Consider the following 16438-nt stretch of genomic DNA (forward strand, 5'->3'; position numbering starts at 1 on the left):
ATCCGGTCCGCGGCCCGGATCGCCGCGGCGAGCGCGGCCGCGGCGCCCCGCCAGCCCGGCGCGTCGCAGCGGTCGTCCCGGATCGACCGGCTACGGTGACGTTCGTACACCTGTTCGTATCTGCGGGCTCCTGGGCGGGCCCGTCGGGGAGGTAGCCCGTGATCGCCTCGGTCCGTGGCCCGGTGCTCGCGCTGCGGCTCGACGCCGCGGTCGTCGAGGTCGGCGGGGTCGGCATGCTCGTGCAGGCGACCCCCGCGACGCTCGCCGGCCTGCGCGTCGGCCAGGAGGCGCGGCTCTCGACGAGCCTCGTCGTCCGGGAGGACTCGCTCACCCTCTTCGGGTTCGCGGACGCCGACGAGCGGGACGTCTTCGAGACCGTCCAGACGGTGTCGGGGATCGGTCCGCGGCTCGCGCTCGCGATGCTCGCGGTGCACACCCCCGACGGCCTGCGGGCCGCGGTCACCGGGCAGGACCTCACGTCGCTCATGAAGGTGCCCGGGATCGGGCGCAAGGGCGCCCAGCGGATCGTCCTGGAGCTCACCGACCGGCTCGGGGCGCCGTCCGGTGACGGCACCCTGGCGCTTCCGACCGCCGCGGACACCGCCCCGGTCTGGCGCGAGCAGGTCGTCGAGGCGCTCGTCGGGCTCGGCTGGTCCGCCAAGCAGGCCGGGGACGTCGTCGACGAGGTCTGCGCGGACGGCGCGTCCGCGGCCGCCGCCGACGGCGACGTCGCGGGGGTGCTCCGGGCGGCGCTGCGCCGGCTCGGGCGGACCGGGTGACGCAGCGGTGAGGGAGCACGACATGGACGCCGGCCTCGAGGAGACCGACCTCGGCACCCGCGTCGGCGGCCACGACGTCGTCGACCCGGGCGCGGACCCCGACGAGCGCGCGATCGAGGGTGCGCTGCGGCCCAAGGGGCTCGACGAGTTCGTCGGCCAGCGCGTCGTCCGCGAGCAGCTCTCCCTCGTGCTCGACGCGGCGAAGGGCCGCGGGCACACCCCCGACCACATCCTGCTGTCGGGCCCGCCCGGGCTCGGCAAGACGACGCTCGCGATGATCGTCGCCCATGAGCTCGGCGTCCCGCTGCGGGTGACGAGCGGCCCGGCGATCCAGCACGCGGGCGACCTGGCCGCCGTCCTGTCCTCGCTCGAGGAGGGCGAGGTGCTGTTCCTCGACGAGATCCACCGGATGGCCCGGCCCGCCGAGGAGATGCTCTACGTCGCGATGGAGGACTTCCGGGTCGACATCGTCGTCGGCAAGGGCGCGGGGGCGACGGCCATCCCGCTCGACCTGCCGCCGTTCACGATCGTCGGCGCGACGACCCGCGCCGGGATGCTCCCGGGGCCGCTGCGCGACCGGTTCGGGTTCACCGGCCACCTCGACTTCTACGAGACGGCCGAGCTCGAGCAGGTGCTGCGGCGCTCGGCCCGGCTGCTCGGCGTCCCGCTCACCGAGGACGGCGGCTGGGAGATCGCGAGCCGGTCCCGCGGCACGCCCCGGATCGCGAACCGGCTGCTGCGCCGGGTGCGGGACTGGGCGCAGGTGCGTGGCGACGGCACCGCCGACGCCGACGCGGCCCGGGCTGCGCTCGAGGTGTACGCGGTGGACGCCAAGGGACTCGACCGGCTCGACCGCTCCGTCCTCGAGGCCCTGTGCATGCGGTTCGGCGGCGGCCCGGTCGGGCTGTCGACGCTCGCCGTCGCCGTGGGGGAGGAGCCGGAGACCGTCGAGACGGTCGCGGAACCCTTCCTCGTGCGGGAGGGGCTCATCGGCCGGACGCCGCGCGGGCGCGTCGCGACGCCGGCGACCTGGCGGCACCTCGGGCTCGCGGTGCCGAGGGGCACCCAGCCGGACCTCTTCGACGCCGCGGACGACGTCTGAGGCACCGGCCGGGCCGTGATCGACTCGCGGTGCGGGGGTTTCTTTGTTCTGCGTGTCACGGCTCGCCTAGACTCACGCACGGCCGTGCCCGACCAGGGGCGCGCATGCCGATCCAGGGAGAGCCCGCCGTCGGACCCTCCCGTCCGACGAGGAGGTCCTGAACACCGTGGGCAGCAGCAGCTCTCCGCTCGGAACCGTGCTGCTCCTCGCGGCCTTCGGGCTTCTCGTGCTCATGTTCCTGCGGACCCGCCGTGCCCAGCGCGAGGCGGTGACGACGCAGAGCCGCCTCGGCCCCGGCGCCGAGATCATGACGACGTCCGGCCTGTACGCCACGGTCGTCGCCGTCGAGGGCGACGTCATGGTGCTCGAGACCTCCGCGGGCCAGCAGTCCCGGTGGGACAAGCGGGCCGTCGCCCGGATCATCTCGCCCGGCGCCGGCACGACGGTCCAGCCGGGCACCGATGCTGCCGAGAACCCCTCCGAGGGCGGGGACGCGGCGCGGTCCGGCGACGAAGAGCCCCCTCCCGGCCGGGAGTGACCGGCCCACGCCGACCGCCGCACGCGGCCGGCGTCTGACGAACGGAAGAGACCGAACCCGTGGCACGATCCACCATCACCCGCCCAGGGCGGACGCTCGGCGTCCTCGTGGGCCTCCTGGTCGTCCTCTACGGCGTCATCGCCGCGGGCGTCATCTGGTCGTCCGCGACGTGGACGCCGAAGCTGGCCCTCGACCTCGAGGGCGGCACGCAGATCGTCCTCAAGCCGCGGCTCGCCGACGGCGTGAGCGGGACGATCAGCCAGACGGTCGTCGACCAGGCGGTCGAGATCATCCGTCAGCGGGTCAACGGCAGCGGTGTGTCCGAGGCCGAGGTGACGACGAGCGGTTCCGGGGCGAACACCCAGATCATCGTCTCCCTGCCCGGCAAGCCGGACAAGAAGACCGAGGCGCTCGTCACCCAGGCCGCGCAGCTGCGCTTCCGGGCCGTCCTCGCGGCCGCGGCGGGCTCCCCGCAGCCGACCCCGACGGCCACCGACGGCACCGCGACCGGCGGCGCGACCCCGACCGCGACCGGGAGCGCGACACCGTCGGCCTCCGCGTCGGCGGGGGAGAGCGCGACGCCGAGCGCGTCCGCCACGACGTCCGGCAGCGGTCGCGCCGTCCCGAAGGCCTTCCTCGGGGCGACGACGAGCCCGACGCCGAGCACGACCGCCGGTGACGCGACCGCAACGCCGAGCGGCGGGGCGACGGCGACGCCGTCCGCCAAGCCGACCGATGCGAGCGACACGAACTGGATCGACGAGAAGCTCGCGGCCGACTTCGAGAAGCTCGACTGCTCCGATCCCGCCAACCTCCAGGGCAACGGCGGCGCGGACGACGCGGCGAAGCCGCTCGTCGCCTGCGAGCGGGACGGCACCGCGAAGTACATCCTCGGCCCGGCCGAGGTCATCGGCACCGACGTCAAGACCGCGACCTTCGGTCTCACTCAGGGCGCCAACGGGGCGAGCGGCCCGGACTACGAGGTCGACCTCAACTTCACCTCCGACGGCGGCAAGAAGTTCGCCGCCGTCACGACCCGGCTCGCGGCGCTGCAGGGCGACCGCAACCGGTTCGGCATCGTGCTCGACGGGCTCGTCGTCTCGGCGCCGAGCACGAACGAGCCGATCACGACCGGCAACGCCCGGATCACCGGCAACTTCACGCTCGAGACGGCGCAGACGCTGGCCGACCAGCTCAAGTACGGCGCGCTGCCGCTGTCCTTCGAGGTGACGACGAAGGCCGCCATCTCGGCGACGCTCGGCTCCGACTCGCTGCGCGGCGGCCTCCTCGCGGGCCTCATCGGGCTCGTGCTCGTCGTCGTGTACTCGCTCTTCCAGTACCGTGCCCTCGGGCTCGTCACGGTCGCGAGCCTCGTCATCGCGGGTGGCGTCACCTACGGCCTCGTCGTGCTCCTCGGCTGGCGGCAGGGCTACCGGCTGAGCCTGCCGGGTGTCGCCGGCCTCATCGTCGCGATCGGTATCACGGCGGACTCGTTCATCGTCTACTTCGAACGGATCCGGGACGAGGTCCGGGACGGCCGCCCGCTGCGGGCCGCCGTCGAGATGGCGTGGAGCCGCGCCCGGCGGACGATCATCGCGTCCGACGCCGTCAGCTTCCTCGCGGCCGTCGTGCTCTACGTCCTCGCCGTCGGTGCCGTCCGGGGCTTCGCCTTCACTCTCGGCCTCACGACGATCGTCGACCTCGCGGTCGTCTTCCTCTTCACGCACCCGACGGTCGCGCTGCTCGCCCGGACGAAGTTCTTCGGGGGCGGCCACAAGCTCTCCGGCTTCGACCCGGTGCACCTCGGCCGGGCCGTCACGTACACCGGCCGCGGCCGGGTCCGGACCCCGGCGGCCCCGGCCGCCAAGGCGTCCGGCGAGCCCGAGGACGTCTTCGCGACAGCGGGTGCGCCCGCCGCCGTGCCGGCCGCCTCCGGCGGCCGGATGACCATCGCCGAGCGGCGCGCCGCTGCCGAACGGGCCGCCCGGCCCGGCGACGACGAGCCCGACGGGTCGGACGCCGGAACCGGCGCCGCGACGTCCGGGAAGGACGCCTGATGCCCAGCTTCGCCCAGTTCGGCAACGACCTCTACACGGGCAAGCGCTCGATCGACTTCATCGAGCGTCGGCGCACGTGGTACCTCATCGCCGCCGTCGCCGTGCTCATCTCGCTCGGGGCGCTCGGGATCAACCGGCTGAACCCCGGTATCGAGTTCCGCGGCGGCTCGGAGTTCACGGTCTCCAAGGTCTCGACGACCGACCAGGGCCTGGCCCGTGACGCCGTCCGCGCCATCGTCCCGAACAACGAGCCGCGGATCTCGACCGTCGGTGACAACTCGGTGCGGGTGCAGACCGACCAGCTGAGCGACGCGGAGACCGAGGAGGTCCAGGCGGCGCTCGCCAAGGCGTACTCGGTGCCCGAGACGCAGGTCAGCTCGTCGTTCGTCGGCCCGTCGTGGGGTGCGGACGTCACGAACAAGGCGCTCACGGGTCTCGCGGTCTTCCTCGTGCTCGTCTCGCTCGTCATCGCGCTGTACTTCCGCACCTGGAAGATGGCCGCCGCGGGCATCGTCGCCCTGCTCCACGACCTGCTCCTGACGGTCGGCGTCTACGCCCTCGTCGGGTTCGAGGTGACCCCGGCCTCGGTCATCGGCTTCCTGACGATCCTCGGCTACTCGCTCTACGACACGGTCGTCGTCTTCGACAAGGTCCGCGAGAACACCGAGCACGTGCTCGCGTCGACGAAGCGGACGTACGCCGAGGCGGCGAACCTCGCGGTCAACCAGACCCTCGTCCGCTCGATCAACACCTCGGTCGTCGCGCTCCTGCCCGTCGCGTCGATCCTCTTCATCGGTGCGTTCGTGCTCGGGGCGGGGACGCTCAAGGACATCTCGCTCGCGCTCTTCGTCGGGATCGCGGCGGGCACCTACTCCTCGATCTTCATCGCGACGCCGCTCCTCGTGACGCTGCGCAGCCGTGAGCCGGAGATCCAGCAGCAGGCCGCCCGGGTCGCCCGGCGCCGTGCGGAGCAGGGCGACCGCCCGGAGGAGGCGCTCGTCAGCGTCGGGGCCGGCGAGGACGTCCAGGAGGCCACCGCCGCCACCGCGACGGCGGCGTCGCAGACCGGCCGCCCGGCGGCGCCCGCGCAGCGCCAGCAGCCGCGCAAGGGCACCTCGCGCGGCGGCCGCCCCGGCAACCGCAAGCGCTGAGGCGGGCCCGTGGCGCTCGCCAGCAGGGTCGTCGACCTCATCCGGAACGTCCCCGACTACCCGACGCCGGGCATCCAGTTCAAGGACATCACCCCGCTGCTCGGGGACGGACCGGCCTTCGGTGAGGTCGTCGAGGCGTTCGCCGGCCCGCACCGGGTCGGCGCGGCCGACGGCGAGGTCGACGTCGTCGTCGGCATCGAGGCCCGCGGGTTCATCCTCGCGGCGCCGGTCGCGATCGCGCTCGGCGCCGGGTTCGTGCCCGTGCGCAAGGTCGGCAAGCTGCCGTGGGAGACGGTGTCGGCGTCCTACGAGCTCGAGTACGGCACGGCCGAGGTCGAGCTCCACGTGGACGGCGTCCTGCCGGGGCAGCGGGTGCTCGTCGTCGACGACGTGCTCGCCACCGGCGGGACCGCCGCGGCGGCGTGCGAGCTCGTCGAGCGGATCGGCGGCACGGTCGTCGGGGTCGCCGTCCTCATGGAGCTGACCTTCCTCGACGGCCGGACCAAGCTGCCGGGCCGCGACGTCCGGGCCCTCATCCGGGTCTGAGCCCCGCATGGCCGCTGCGGCATCGCGGCCGCCCGCCGGGGTTGAGGTGCCGCCCGGCGCTGCCGATACCCGTGGCGGTGGGGTGGTGCGGCACCTCCACCCGTAGACTCGACGGACCGGGGTGTCTCCCGGTGCAGCAGCGGGCGACCTCGCGGAGGCGGCGTGGCGGAGGAGAGGGTCCCGGCGGAGGCCGTTCACGCGGCCGGCCGCCCGCAGACGGCCGCGCCGGCGTCCTCGCAGGACGCCGCGGTCGTGGACCTCCACGCCTCCGCGCAGACCGGGCAGAAGGCCGCGCAGAACGGCGGCGCGGTCGTCCCGGCGACGCCGACGACCCCGGCGCGGCACCGGCAGACCGGTACCGAGGGTCTGCCCGCGACGAGCCGGGTGCTCTCCCGCATCGCCCGGTTCGGGTCCGGCCGCGGGCCGACGACCTCGCCGCTGCTCGAGCCGCTGCTCCGCGCGGTCCGGACGACCCACCCGAAGGCCGACCTGTCCGTCATCGAGCGCGCCTTCGAGGTCGCCGCCCGGGCGCACGCCGGCCAGAAGCGCAAGAGCGGCGACCCGTACATCACGCACCCGGTCGCCGTGTCGGCGATCCTCGCCGAGCTCGGGATGACGCCGCCGACGCTCGCCGCGGCCCTGCTCCACGACACCGTCGAGGACACCGAGTACCAGCTCACGGAGCTGCGCAAGGAGTTCGGCGACGAGATCGCCGCCCTCGTCGACGGCGTGACGAAGCTCGACAAGGTCAAGTACGGCGACGCCGCGCAGGCCGAGACCGTCCGCAAGATGGTCGTCGCGATGTCGCGCGACATCCGGGTGCTCGTCATCAAGCTCGCCGACCGGCTCCACAACGCCCGCACCTGGCGGTACGTGCCGCAGGCCTCCGCCGAGCGCAAGGCCCGCGAGACCCTCGAGATCTACGCCCCGCTGGCCCACCGGCTCGGCATGAACACCATCAAGTGGGAGCTCGAGGACCTGTCGTTCGCGACGCTCTACCCGAAGGTCTACGACGAGATCGTCCGGCTCGTCGCCGAGCGCGCCCCGGCCCGCGAGGACTACCTCGCGACCGTCCGGGAGCAGGTGAACGCCGACCTCAAGGGCGCCAAGATCAAGGCCGCTGTGACGGGCCGGCCGAAGCACTACTACTCCGTCTACCAGAAGATGATCGTCCGCGGCCGCGACTTCGCGGAGATCTACGACCTCGTCGGGGTGCGCGTCCTCGTCGACACCGTCCGGGACTGCTACGCCGTCCTCGGAGCGCTGCACGCACGGTGGAACCCCGTGCCGGGCCGCTTCAAGGACTACATCGCGATGCCCAAGTTCAACATGTACCAGTCGCTGCACACGACGGTCATCGGGCCCGAGGGCAAGCCCGTCGAGATCCAGATCCGCACCCACCAGATGCACCGCCGCGCCGAGTACGGCGTCGCGGCGCACTGGAAGTACAAGGACGAGGCCCGCGGCGGCGCCCAGGCGAAGGTCGACGACGCCGGCGCCAACGACATGAAGTGGATCCGCCAGCTCCTCGACTGGCAGCGCGAGACGAGCGACCCGGGGGAGTTCCTCGACTCCCTGCGGTTCGAGATCAACGCGCAGGAGGTCTACGTCTTCACGCCCAAGGGCGACGTCGTGCCGCTGCCGTCCGGGTCGACCCCCGTCGACTTCGCGTACGCCGTGCACACCGAGGTCGGCCACCGGTGCATGGGCGCCCGGGTCAACGGCCGGCTCGTCCCGCTGGAGAGCACCCTCGACAACGGCGACGTCGTCGAGATCTTCACGTCCAAGGCGGAGGCCGCCGGCCCCAGCCGGGACTGGCTGACGTTCGTCCGCAGCCCTCGCGCGCGCAACAAGATCCGGCAGTGGTTCTCCAAGGAGCGCCGCGAGGAGGCCGTCGAGCAGGGCAAGGACGCGATCGCCAAGGCGATGCGCAAGCAGCACCTGCCGATCCAGCGCCTCATGTCGCACGAGTCGCTCGTGACGCTCGCGACCGAGATGCGCTACCCGGACGTCTCCGCCCTGTACGCGGCCGTCGGCGAGGGGCACGTCTCGGCGGCGACGGTCGTCCAGCGCCTCGTGCAGTCGCTCGGCGGCGAGGAGGCCGCCGAGGAGGACATCGCCGAGTCGACCACCCCGACCAGGGTGGCCCGGCGGCCGCGGCTCGGCGACCCCGGTGTCGTCGTGCGCGGCGTCGACGACGTCTGGGTCAAGCTCGCGCGGTGCTGCACACCGGTGCCCGGCGACCCGATCATCGGCTTCGTGACCCGCGGCAGCGGCGTCTCGGTCCACCACGGGGACTGCCAGAACGTCTCGGGCCTGCGTGCCGAGCCCGACCGGATCGTGGACGTCGAGTGGGCGCCGAGCTCGGGGAGCGTCTTCCTCGTGCAGATCCAGGTCGAGGCGCTCGACCGGAACCGGCTCCTCTCGGACGTCACCCGGGTGCTGTCCGACAGCCACGTGAACATCCTCGCCGCCAACGTCCAGACCAGCCGGGACCGGGTGGCCATCTCCCGGTTCACCTTCGAGATGGCCGACCCGGCGCACCTCGACCACGTGCTCTCGGCCGTGCGGCGCGTCGAGGGCGTCTTCGACGTCACGCGCGTCACCGGCTCGTCGATGCGACCGGAGTGACCGCGGCGGCCGGGCGCCGTCCGCGCCCGGCCCGCGGCCCCGTCAGCCGAAGTCGGCGGGCGAGAACTCCTTCGGCTCGACGAGCACGAGCCAGTTGCCGGTGTTGTCGCGCATGACGGCCTCGACGCCGTAGGGGCGGTCGGCCGGCTCCTGGAGGAACGTGACGCCCTTGGCGACGAGGTCCTCGTAGGTCTTCCGGCAGTCGTCGACCTTGAGGCCGAGGCCACCCATCTCGCCCGCCTCGAGCTGGCGCCGGTAGAACGCCGCGGCCTCGTCGCTCAGCGGCGGCCCGGGCGTCATGAGGGTGACCTGGATCTCCGGCTGGCTCGGGTGGCTGACGGTCACCCACCGGAACCCTTCGCCCATGGTCACGTCGGTGGTCGGGAGGAACCCCAGGACGTCGACGTAGAAGTCGCGGGTCGCGTCCTGGTCGAGGCAGTAGACGGTCACGAGGGAGATGTTCGTAATCATGGCGACGACGCTACGGCTCCGCCCCCTCCGATGGCTTCTCCCCGATTGCTCGAGACGTCCCCTGCAGGTCGAGCACACCGCGCATGAACAGCCAGCAGCCAGGGACGTGCGCCCCGCCGTGGTGCGCGGCCCACCGGTCGCGGTAGGCCGTAGGAGGCATCCCGACGAGCGCGGTGAACCGGGACGAGAACGACCCGAGGCTGGTGAAGCCGACCGCCGTGCAGATCTCGGTGACCGTGAGGTTCGCGTTCCGGAGGAGGTCCTGCGCGCGTTCGATCCGCCGCCGCGACAGGTAGCGCATCGGTGTCTCGCCGTAGGTCGTCTCGAACGCGCGCACGAAGTGGAACCTCGAGACGCCGGCCACGGACGCGACCGCGGTGAGGTCGAGGTCGCTCGCGTAGTGCCGGTCCAGGTGGTCCCGCGCCCGCCGCAGGTGCGGCAGCAGCCCGAGCGGCACCGGCCGGCGCGGCGGACGCGCCGCGTCGGGAGCCTCCTCGTGCCGGGCCGACATGGCCGTCACCCTACGGCGGGGCGGTCACGAGCGAGCCGGCCCGCCCGCCGCCGGGGGACCGCCGGGCGGACTCCACGCCCGTCGCCCAGCCGAGGACGGTCGACCGCGCGGCCTCGACGCCCCGGCAGCCGCTGAGCCGCTCGAGATGCACGAGGACGTCCCGCGGGTCGAGGTCGACCGCGGCCGCGAGCCGGCGCAGCAGCGGCAGCGCCTGGCCCGGGGGCAGGCCGCGCGCGACGTCCGCGGCGGCCCGGGCCGGCACGGTCACCGTGGCCCCGGCGACGACCTCGAGGTCCCCGGCAGGCAGCCGGGCCTCGTGGACGACGACGAGGTCGGTGCCCGCCCGGCCGCGGCGCACGGGCAGGGCGACGTGCAGCCTGTCGGGCGGGTCGCCGCCCGCGTGCAGCCAGACGGCGTCCGGCCCGTAGACCGCGGCCCCGGCGGCGAGCAGCCGGGGCGGCAGCAGCGCACCCGCCGCGGCGGCGCGCACCTCCCGGTCGTCGGGCTCGAGCAGCGAGACGTGCACGTCACCGACGACGCGGCGGAGCAGCCCGTCGGACGTGAGACGGGCGAGGTCGCGGGCGTCGTCCGCGGTGGAGGGGCGCATGAACCTGGTGTGCATGCGTCCACCCTGCCGCGCCGGGGCCCCGCTCCGCCGCCCTCGACGCTGCCCCTGTGGACAACCCGGCGGCCGTACGAACTGTGGACGGGCCGGTCCCGGACACCCGCCCGGCCCCGACCCGTCCAGCGGCCCGCCCCGAGGGGCGGACCGGTCAGCCGCTGTACTCCTCGAGCGCCTTGCGGGCCTGCTCGAGCCACTCCTCGCGGGCCGCGATGGCCTGCTCGTGCTCGGTGACCTTGCGGGCGTCGCCGGCGGCCTGCGCCTTCTCGAGCTTCGTGCGCAGCCCGGCGATCGTCGTCTCGAGCTGGGTGACGGCGTCCTCGGCCCGGGCCCGCGCCTCGGGGTTCGTCCGGCGCCAGCGGTCCTGCTCGGCGTCCCGGACGGCGGTCTCGACGGCCCGCATCCGGCCCTCGACCCGGCCGATGTCGGCCCGCGGCACCTTGCCCGCGGCCTCCCAGCGCTCCTGGATCCCGCGCAGCGCGTTCTTGGCGGCCTGCAGGTCGGTCACGGGCAGCAGCGCCTCGGCCTCGAGGAGCAGCGCCTCCTTGACCTCGAGGTTCGCCGAGAACTCCGCGTCGACCACGGACGAGGCCGCGGTCCGGGCCGCGAAGAACGCGTCCTGCGCGGCGCGGAACCGCACCCACAGCTCGTCGTCGTCCTTCTTCGACGCCCGGCCGGCCGCCTTCCAGCGGTCCATGAGGGTGCGGTAGGCACCCGCCGTGAGGCCCCAGTCGGTCGACGTCGACAGCGTCTCGGCCTCGGCGACGAGCGCCTCCTTGGCGGCCTTGACCTGGGCGCGCTGCTCGTCGAGCGCCCCGAAGTGCTGGCGCCGCTTGCGGTCGAACGTCGTGCGCGCGTGCGAGAACCGCTTCCAGAGCTCGTCCTCGGTGTGCTTGTCGAGGCGGGCCTCCTTCTGGAGCCGCTTCCACTCGTCGAACAGCACCCGGAGCCGGTCGCCGGTCGTCTTCCACGGCATCCGCTCGGCATCGACCGCGCTGAGCGTCTCGGCCTCCTCGACGAGCGTCGCGCGCTCGGCGGCGGCCCTGGCCTTCGCCTCGGCCTTCGCCTTGTCCGCCTCGGCCTTCTTCGCCTCGGCCAGCGGTGCGAGCGCGTCGAGGCGCGCGACGAGCGCGGCGAGGTCGCCCACGGCGTTCGACTGCGCGACGGCGTCCCGCAGCCGGGACACGCCGGACTCGGCCTCGGGCCCGCTCACGTGCCCCGCGGCGATCCGCTGCTCCAGCAGCGTGATCTGCGCCGCCAGGTCGTCGAACTTACGGGCGAAGTAGGCCAGGGCCTCCTCGGGCGAGGCGCCCGGGTAGGACCCGACGGGCCGCTCGCCGTCCGCCGTCCGCACGTACACCGTGCCGTCGGCGTCGACCCGACCCCACTGCTCTGCGCTCACGATCACGCTTCCTGTTCGCATCCTGCCTCGGTGCCCGCCCGGGTGGCGGGCACCGCCGTGCCGGTCCGCCTATCCCTGGGCGACCTTCGTGGACGTGATGGAGACCGCCCGGACCGGCGCACCGTCGGTGCCCCCGCCCGTGACGCCGCCCGCGGCGACCTTCTCCACGACGTCCTTGCCGCCGCTCACCGTGCCCATGATCGTGTACCCGCCCGCGTTGTCGCTGGGGATGGTGGAGTCCTTGTACACGAGGAAGAACTGGCTGCCCATGCTGCTGCCGTTGCCGCCCTGCCGCGCCATCGCGATCGTGCCCGCGGGGTAGACGTCGTCCTTGGGGGCGTTCTCGACCGGGCCGTACGAGTAGCCGGGCCCGCCGGTGCCGGTGCCGGTCGGGTCGCCGCACTGGAGGACGAAGATCCCCTCCGTCGTGAGCCGGTGGCACGGGCTGTTGTCGAAGTAGCCCTTCTTCGCGAGGAAGACGAACGACGCGACGGCCTTCGGCGCCTTGGCCCCGTCGAGCTCCATGAGGAGCGGGCCGCACGTCGTCTCCACCGTCACGGTGAACTTCTTGCCCTTGGCGTCGGCCTCGGACGGCGCCGCGTCGAACGACTGCGCCGCACCGGCCTTCGCGGTCGGGTCCGGGCACGGGTTGTTCGCGCCGGCCGAGGCGGACGGCGTGGCGCTCGCGGACGCCGACGGCGTGGCCGACGCGGCCGGGTCGGCGGTGGAGCCGGAGTCGCGGGTGAAGTACATGACCCCGCCGACGACGAGACCGACGGCGGCGATCGCGGACACGGCGGCGATCGTGTTGCGCCGGCGGGCCCGGCGGGCTGCCTGCTTCACGGCCTGCTTCTGCTCCCACTTCTCGTACCGCTTGCGGGCGTACGCCTTCTCGCGGCTGGTCGGCGACACTCGTGCTCCTCCTCGTCGGCGGCCGGGGACTGACCGGCCGCTCGGTGACCGGGCCAGTGTAGGTGCCAGCGTGTCGCGGATCGGCCGTTGCGGGAGACGTGGCGGGCCCCGTGCCCGAGACCGTGACCCCCGCGTGACCTGCGCAGTCGCGCGCAGAACCCGTTTCGGCCCCTCGGGGCGGGCTCGGTAGGCTTCCCGGGTGCTCGTGACCTCCTTCCCGGCCGCCGCCTTCGCGACGAACTGCTACGTCGTCGCGCCCGCGGCCGGCGAGGAGTGCCTCGTCGTCGACCCGGGCATCGGCGTCCTCGACACCCTGGCGGCCGTCCTCGCCGAGCACCGGCTGCGGCCCGCGGCGGTGCTCCTCACCCACGGCCACGCCGACCACGTCTACTCGGTGACCCCGGTGTGCAGCAGCAACGGCGTCCCGGCCCTGGTCCACGGCGACGACCGCTACCGCCTCGCGGACCCCTTCGCGACGCTGGACCCGCAGCTCCTCGCGATGCTCGAGGCCCAGTTCGGCGCGAGCGCGACGTGGGCCGAGCCGAGCGACGTCCGCACCGTCACCGACGGGGAGGTCCTCGACCTCGCCGGGCTGACCGTCACCGTCTCGCACGCCCCGGGCCACACCGAGGGCTCGGTCATGTTCGCCCTCCCGGGCGTGCCCGACGACCTGGCGCCGGCCGTCGGCGCGACCTCGACGGTGGTGTCCGGGGACGTCCTGTTCGCGGGCAGCATCGGCCGCACCGACCTGCCCGGCGGGAGCATGGCCGCGATGCTCGCGTCCCTGCGGGACAAGGTCCTCACGCTCCCGGACGACGTCTACGTGCTCCCCGGGCACGGCCCGGCCACGACGGTCGGGCGCGAGCGCCGGACCAACCCGTACCTGCTCCAGGTCGCCGCCGAGCATCGGTGACGGACGGCGTCCGCGCGCCCGCCGTCCGTCGCCGTCCGCGCACCTGACGCCCCGCCCGTAGCCGCCCCGCAGACCACCAGGAGCGAGATCCCCATGGCACGACCCACCCCGCTGTCCGGCTTCCCGGAGTTCAGCCCGGCCGAGCGCATCGCCGAGCAGCGTGTCCTCGACACCCTGCGCGCGACCTTCGAGTCGTGGGGCTTCGCCTCGCTGCAGACCCGCGCCGTCGAGCCGATGGGCCAGCTGCTGCGCAAGGGTGAGATCGACAAGGAGGTCTACGTGCTGCGGCGGCTGCACGCCGACCCCGACGAGGAGCAGGACCCGGACCGCACCCTCGGCCTGCACTTCGACCTCACTGTGCCGTTCGCGCGTTACGTGCTGGAGAACAGCGGGAAGCTCCAGTTCCCGTTCAAGCGCTACCAGATCCAGTCCGTGTGGCGGGGGGAGCGGCCGCAGGAGGGCCGCTACCGCGAGTTCACCCAGGCCGACATCGACGTCGTCGGGGACGGCGAGCTGCCGTTCCACGCGGACGTCGAGGTCGCCCAGGTCATGGCCGAGGCGATGGGCCGCCTCCCGCTGCCGCCGCTGCGCATGCAGGTCAACAACCGCAAGCTCATCGAGGGCTTCTACCTCGGTCTCGGTGCGGCGGACGCGGCCGCGGTGATGCGCGCCGTCGACAAGATCGACAAGCTGCCCGCGGACGCCGTCCGGGCGCTCCTCGTCGCCGAGGCCGGCCTGGACGGCGACCAGGCCGACCTGTGCCTGCGACTGGCCACGATCAGCGGCACCGACGCGTCGTTCGCCGGCGAGGTGCGCGCGCTGGGCGTCGAGCACCCGCTCCTGGACGAGGGCCTCGAGGAGCTGGTGCGGGTCGTCGAGGCCGTGGCGCCGCTCGCGACCGACCGGTTCACCGCGGTCGCCGACCTGCGGATCGCGCGCGGGCTCGACTACTACACCGGGACCGTCTTCGAGACCCGGATGGCCGGCTTCGAGTCGCTCGGCTCCATCTGCTCCGGCGGCCGCTACGACTCGCTCGCCTCGGACGGCGCGAAGACCTATCCCGGCGTCGGCATCTCGCTCGGTGTCACGCGCACCCTCGCGCCGCTCTTCGCCCGGGGCAGGATCGCGGTCTCCCGGTCGGTGCCGACCGTCGTGGTCGTCGCGCTCGCGGACGAGGGGTCCCGGCCGGCGTGCCAGGCGGTGGCCGCGCAGCTGCGGGCCCGCGGGACGGCCGTCGAGGTGTCCCCGAACGCGGCGAAGTTCGGCAAGCAGATCCGGTACGCCGACCGGCGCGGCATCCCCTTCGTCTGGTTCCCGCAGGACGACGGGACGCACCAGGTCAAGGACATCCGCTCCGGTGAGCAGGTCCCGGCGGACCCCTCGACGTGGGTGCCGCCGGCCGAGGACCTGCTGCCGTCGGTGGTCGCCGGATAGCGGGTCGCCTTGACGTCTATTCGAACACATGTTCGGATAGGCGCATGCGGTGGGCGGGGCAGGCGGTCGGTACCGAGGACGCCGGCGCCCTGCCCGGCCTGCGGACCATCAAGGGCCTGCTGCGGACCGTCACCGCGGACGAGTTCCCGGGCGTGCGCTTCCACGAGGTCGCCGCCCGCAGCGCCCTCAACGCCGTCCCGGGCGGGTCGCAGATGCCCTTCGGGTGGACGGTCAACCCGTACCGCGGCTGCACGCACGCGTGCGTCTACTGCTTCGCCCGCGGCACCCATGCCTGGCTCGACCTCGACACCGGGCGCGGGTTCGACACCGAGGTCGTCGTGAAGACCAACCTCGTCGACGTGCTGCGGCGCGAGCTCGCCCGGCCGTCGTGGGCCCGCGAGCACGTCGCGCTGGGCACGAACACCGACCCCTACCAGCGCGCCGAGGGCCGCTACCGGCTCATGCCGGGGGTGGTGCGCGCGCTCGCGGAGTCCGGGACGCCGCTGTCCGTCCTCACGAAGGGCACACTGCTGCGCCGGGACCTGCCGGTGCTCGCGGAGGCGGCCCGCTCGGTGCCCGTCGGCCTCGGCGTCTCGCTCGCGATCCACGACGAGGCGCTGCACGAGAGCCTCGAGCCGGGGACGCCGTCGCCACGCGCCCGGCTCGACGTCGTCCGGGCGGCCCGCGACACCGGGCTGCCGTGCGGGGTGTTCCTCGCGCCGGTGCTGCCGTGGCTCACGGACTCCGTCGAGCACCTCGACGCGGCGCTGGCCCGGCTCGCTGAGGCCGGCGCGACCGGGGTGACGGTCGTCCCGCTGCACCTGCGGCCGGGGGCCCGGGAGTGGTTCCTCGCCTGGCTGGCCCGTGAGCGCCCGGTCCTCGTGCCGCGCTACCGCGATCTCTACGGGCGCGGCGCGTACGCGTCGAAGGAGTACCGCCTCTGGCTCGGGGCCCGGGTCCGTCCGCTCCTGCGCCGGCACGGGCTCACGCCGCCGGGCAACGTCCGCGGCATCCCCGGGGACGACGAGGGGGAGTACCCGGCGGGCAGCGTGCCGGGCGCGCCGGAGCGTGCCGCGGACGGCGCCGCGAAGGGTGCCGTGCCGGCGCCGGACGGTGTGCCGGAGCAGCTGACGATCCTCTGAGCCCCCGCCCGGCGTGATCCTCGTCATTGTCCGTTGGTGAGGTCCGTGACAGGTTTGCGGCATGACCGACTCGTCCAGCCGGGTCCCGAACGGCCTGTTCGGGTCGGGGCTGCGCGGCGCCGCGGCCCTGCTCGTGGTCGTCCTCGCGGCGTCCGCCCTCGCGTCGTGCTCCCGGGCCGGCGGCGCCGCGCAGCCCCGACCCGAACAGGCCGTTCGGGACCCGGCTG

General features: G+C 74.0%; 15 protein-coding genes. 10 read left to right on the plus strand and 5 right to left on the minus strand.

Annotated features, from left to right (window positions below; all coding sequences use genetic code 11):
• Positions 1–158 precede the first annotated feature (158 nt).
• From ruvA to EDJALFJO_RS04210, 7 genes are all read left to right on the plus strand, one after another.
• Positions 159–779 (plus strand): Holliday junction branch migration protein RuvA, encoded by a 621-nt coding sequence (ruvA, locus tag EDJALFJO_RS04180; RefSeq protein WP_088282532.1) that lies wholly within the window; start codon positions 159–161, stop codon positions 777–779.
• Between the two features lie 22 nt (positions 780–801).
• Complete coding sequence (gene ruvB / locus EDJALFJO_RS04185) at positions 802–1881, plus strand: Holliday junction branch migration DNA helicase RuvB (RefSeq protein WP_088282534.1); 1080 nt, start codon at positions 802–804, stop codon at positions 1879–1881.
• A gap of 166 nt (positions 1882–2047) precedes the next feature.
• On the plus strand, positions 2048–2419 hold the full coding sequence (gene yajC, locus EDJALFJO_RS04190) for a preprotein translocase subunit YajC (protein ID WP_088282536.1): 372 nt from the start codon (positions 2048–2050) through the stop codon (positions 2417–2419).
• A 59-nt stretch (positions 2420–2478) separates the two neighbouring features.
• Positions 2479–4476, plus strand: a complete 1998-nt coding sequence (secD, locus tag EDJALFJO_RS04195; RefSeq protein ID WP_088282538.1) for a protein translocase subunit SecD — start codon at positions 2479–2481, stop codon at positions 4474–4476.
• Complete coding sequence (gene secF / locus EDJALFJO_RS04200; RefSeq protein ID WP_088282540.1) at positions 4476–5627, plus strand: protein translocase subunit SecF; 1152 nt, start codon at positions 4476–4478, stop codon at positions 5625–5627. The genes secD and secF overlap by 1 nt, the downstream gene beginning before the upstream one ends.
• A 9-nt stretch (positions 5628–5636) precedes the next feature.
• Positions 5637–6173, plus strand: coding sequence for an adenine phosphoribosyltransferase (locus EDJALFJO_RS04205; RefSeq protein ID WP_088282542.1), 537 nt, complete (start codon positions 5637–5639; stop codon positions 6171–6173).
• 366 nt (positions 6174–6539) lie between these two features.
• Positions 6540–8804 carry a bifunctional (p)ppGpp synthetase/guanosine-3',5'-bis(diphosphate) 3'-pyrophosphohydrolase gene (locus tag EDJALFJO_RS04210; protein ID WP_088282555.1) on the plus strand — a complete coding sequence of 755 codons (2265 nt, stop codon included), beginning with the start codon at positions 6540–6542 and terminating at the stop codon, positions 8802–8804.
• Positions 8805–8846: 42 nt separating this feature from the next.
• On the opposite strand, the gene EDJALFJO_RS04215 is transcribed toward EDJALFJO_RS04210, so the two are convergent.
• The 5 genes from EDJALFJO_RS04215 to EDJALFJO_RS04235 form a co-directional block, all read right to left on the minus strand.
• Complete coding sequence (locus EDJALFJO_RS04215; RefSeq protein WP_088282544.1) at positions 8847–9275, minus strand: VOC family protein; 429 nt, start codon at positions 9273–9275, stop codon at positions 8847–8849.
• A 10-nt stretch (positions 9276–9285) separates the two neighbouring features.
• The gene (locus tag EDJALFJO_RS04220; protein WP_088282557.1) at positions 9286–9786 is read right to left on the minus strand and encodes a helix-turn-helix transcriptional regulator; all 501 of its coding nucleotides are present in this window, start codon (positions 9784–9786) and stop codon (positions 9286–9288) included.
• A gap of 10 nt (positions 9787–9796) precedes the next feature.
• On the minus strand, positions 9797–10408 hold the full coding sequence (locus tag EDJALFJO_RS04225) for a hypothetical protein (RefSeq protein ID WP_143448284.1): 612 nt from the start codon (positions 10406–10408) through the stop codon (positions 9797–9799).
• A 151-nt stretch (positions 10409–10559) separates the two neighbouring features.
• Positions 10560–11810: a DUF349 domain-containing protein gene (locus EDJALFJO_RS04230; protein ID WP_198949986.1), complete on the minus strand. Its 1251-nt coding sequence runs from the start codon at positions 11808–11810 to the stop codon at positions 10560–10562.
• Between the two features lie 69 nt (positions 11811–11879).
• Positions 11880–12722: a peptidylprolyl isomerase gene (locus tag EDJALFJO_RS04235; protein WP_198949987.1), complete on the minus strand. Its 843-nt coding sequence runs from the start codon at positions 12720–12722 to the stop codon at positions 11880–11882.
• Positions 12723–12921: 199 nt separating this feature from the next.
• Between EDJALFJO_RS04235 and EDJALFJO_RS04240 the strand changes: the two genes are divergently transcribed.
• From EDJALFJO_RS04240 to EDJALFJO_RS04250, 3 genes are all read left to right on the plus strand, one after another.
• Positions 12922–13635 (plus strand): MBL fold metallo-hydrolase, encoded by a 714-nt coding sequence (locus EDJALFJO_RS04240; protein ID WP_088282550.1) that lies wholly within the window; start codon positions 12922–12924, stop codon positions 13633–13635.
• 93 nt (positions 13636–13728) lie between these two features.
• The gene (gene hisS / locus EDJALFJO_RS04245; RefSeq protein WP_088282551.1) at positions 13729–15069 is read left to right on the plus strand and encodes a histidine--tRNA ligase; all 1341 of its coding nucleotides are present in this window, start codon (positions 13729–13731) and stop codon (positions 15067–15069) included.
• Between the two features lie 44 nt (positions 15070–15113).
• A complete protein-coding gene (locus EDJALFJO_RS04250) occupies positions 15114–16211 on the plus strand; it encodes an Rv2578c family radical SAM protein (protein WP_088282553.1) in 1098 nt (365 codons plus the stop codon).
• Positions 16212–16438: the final 227 nt, after the last annotated feature.

It is taken from the genome of Kineosporia sp. A_224 (genome assembly GCF_002198655.1).
GTDB lineage: Bacteria > Actinomycetota > Actinomycetes > Actinomycetales > Kineosporiaceae > R-H-3.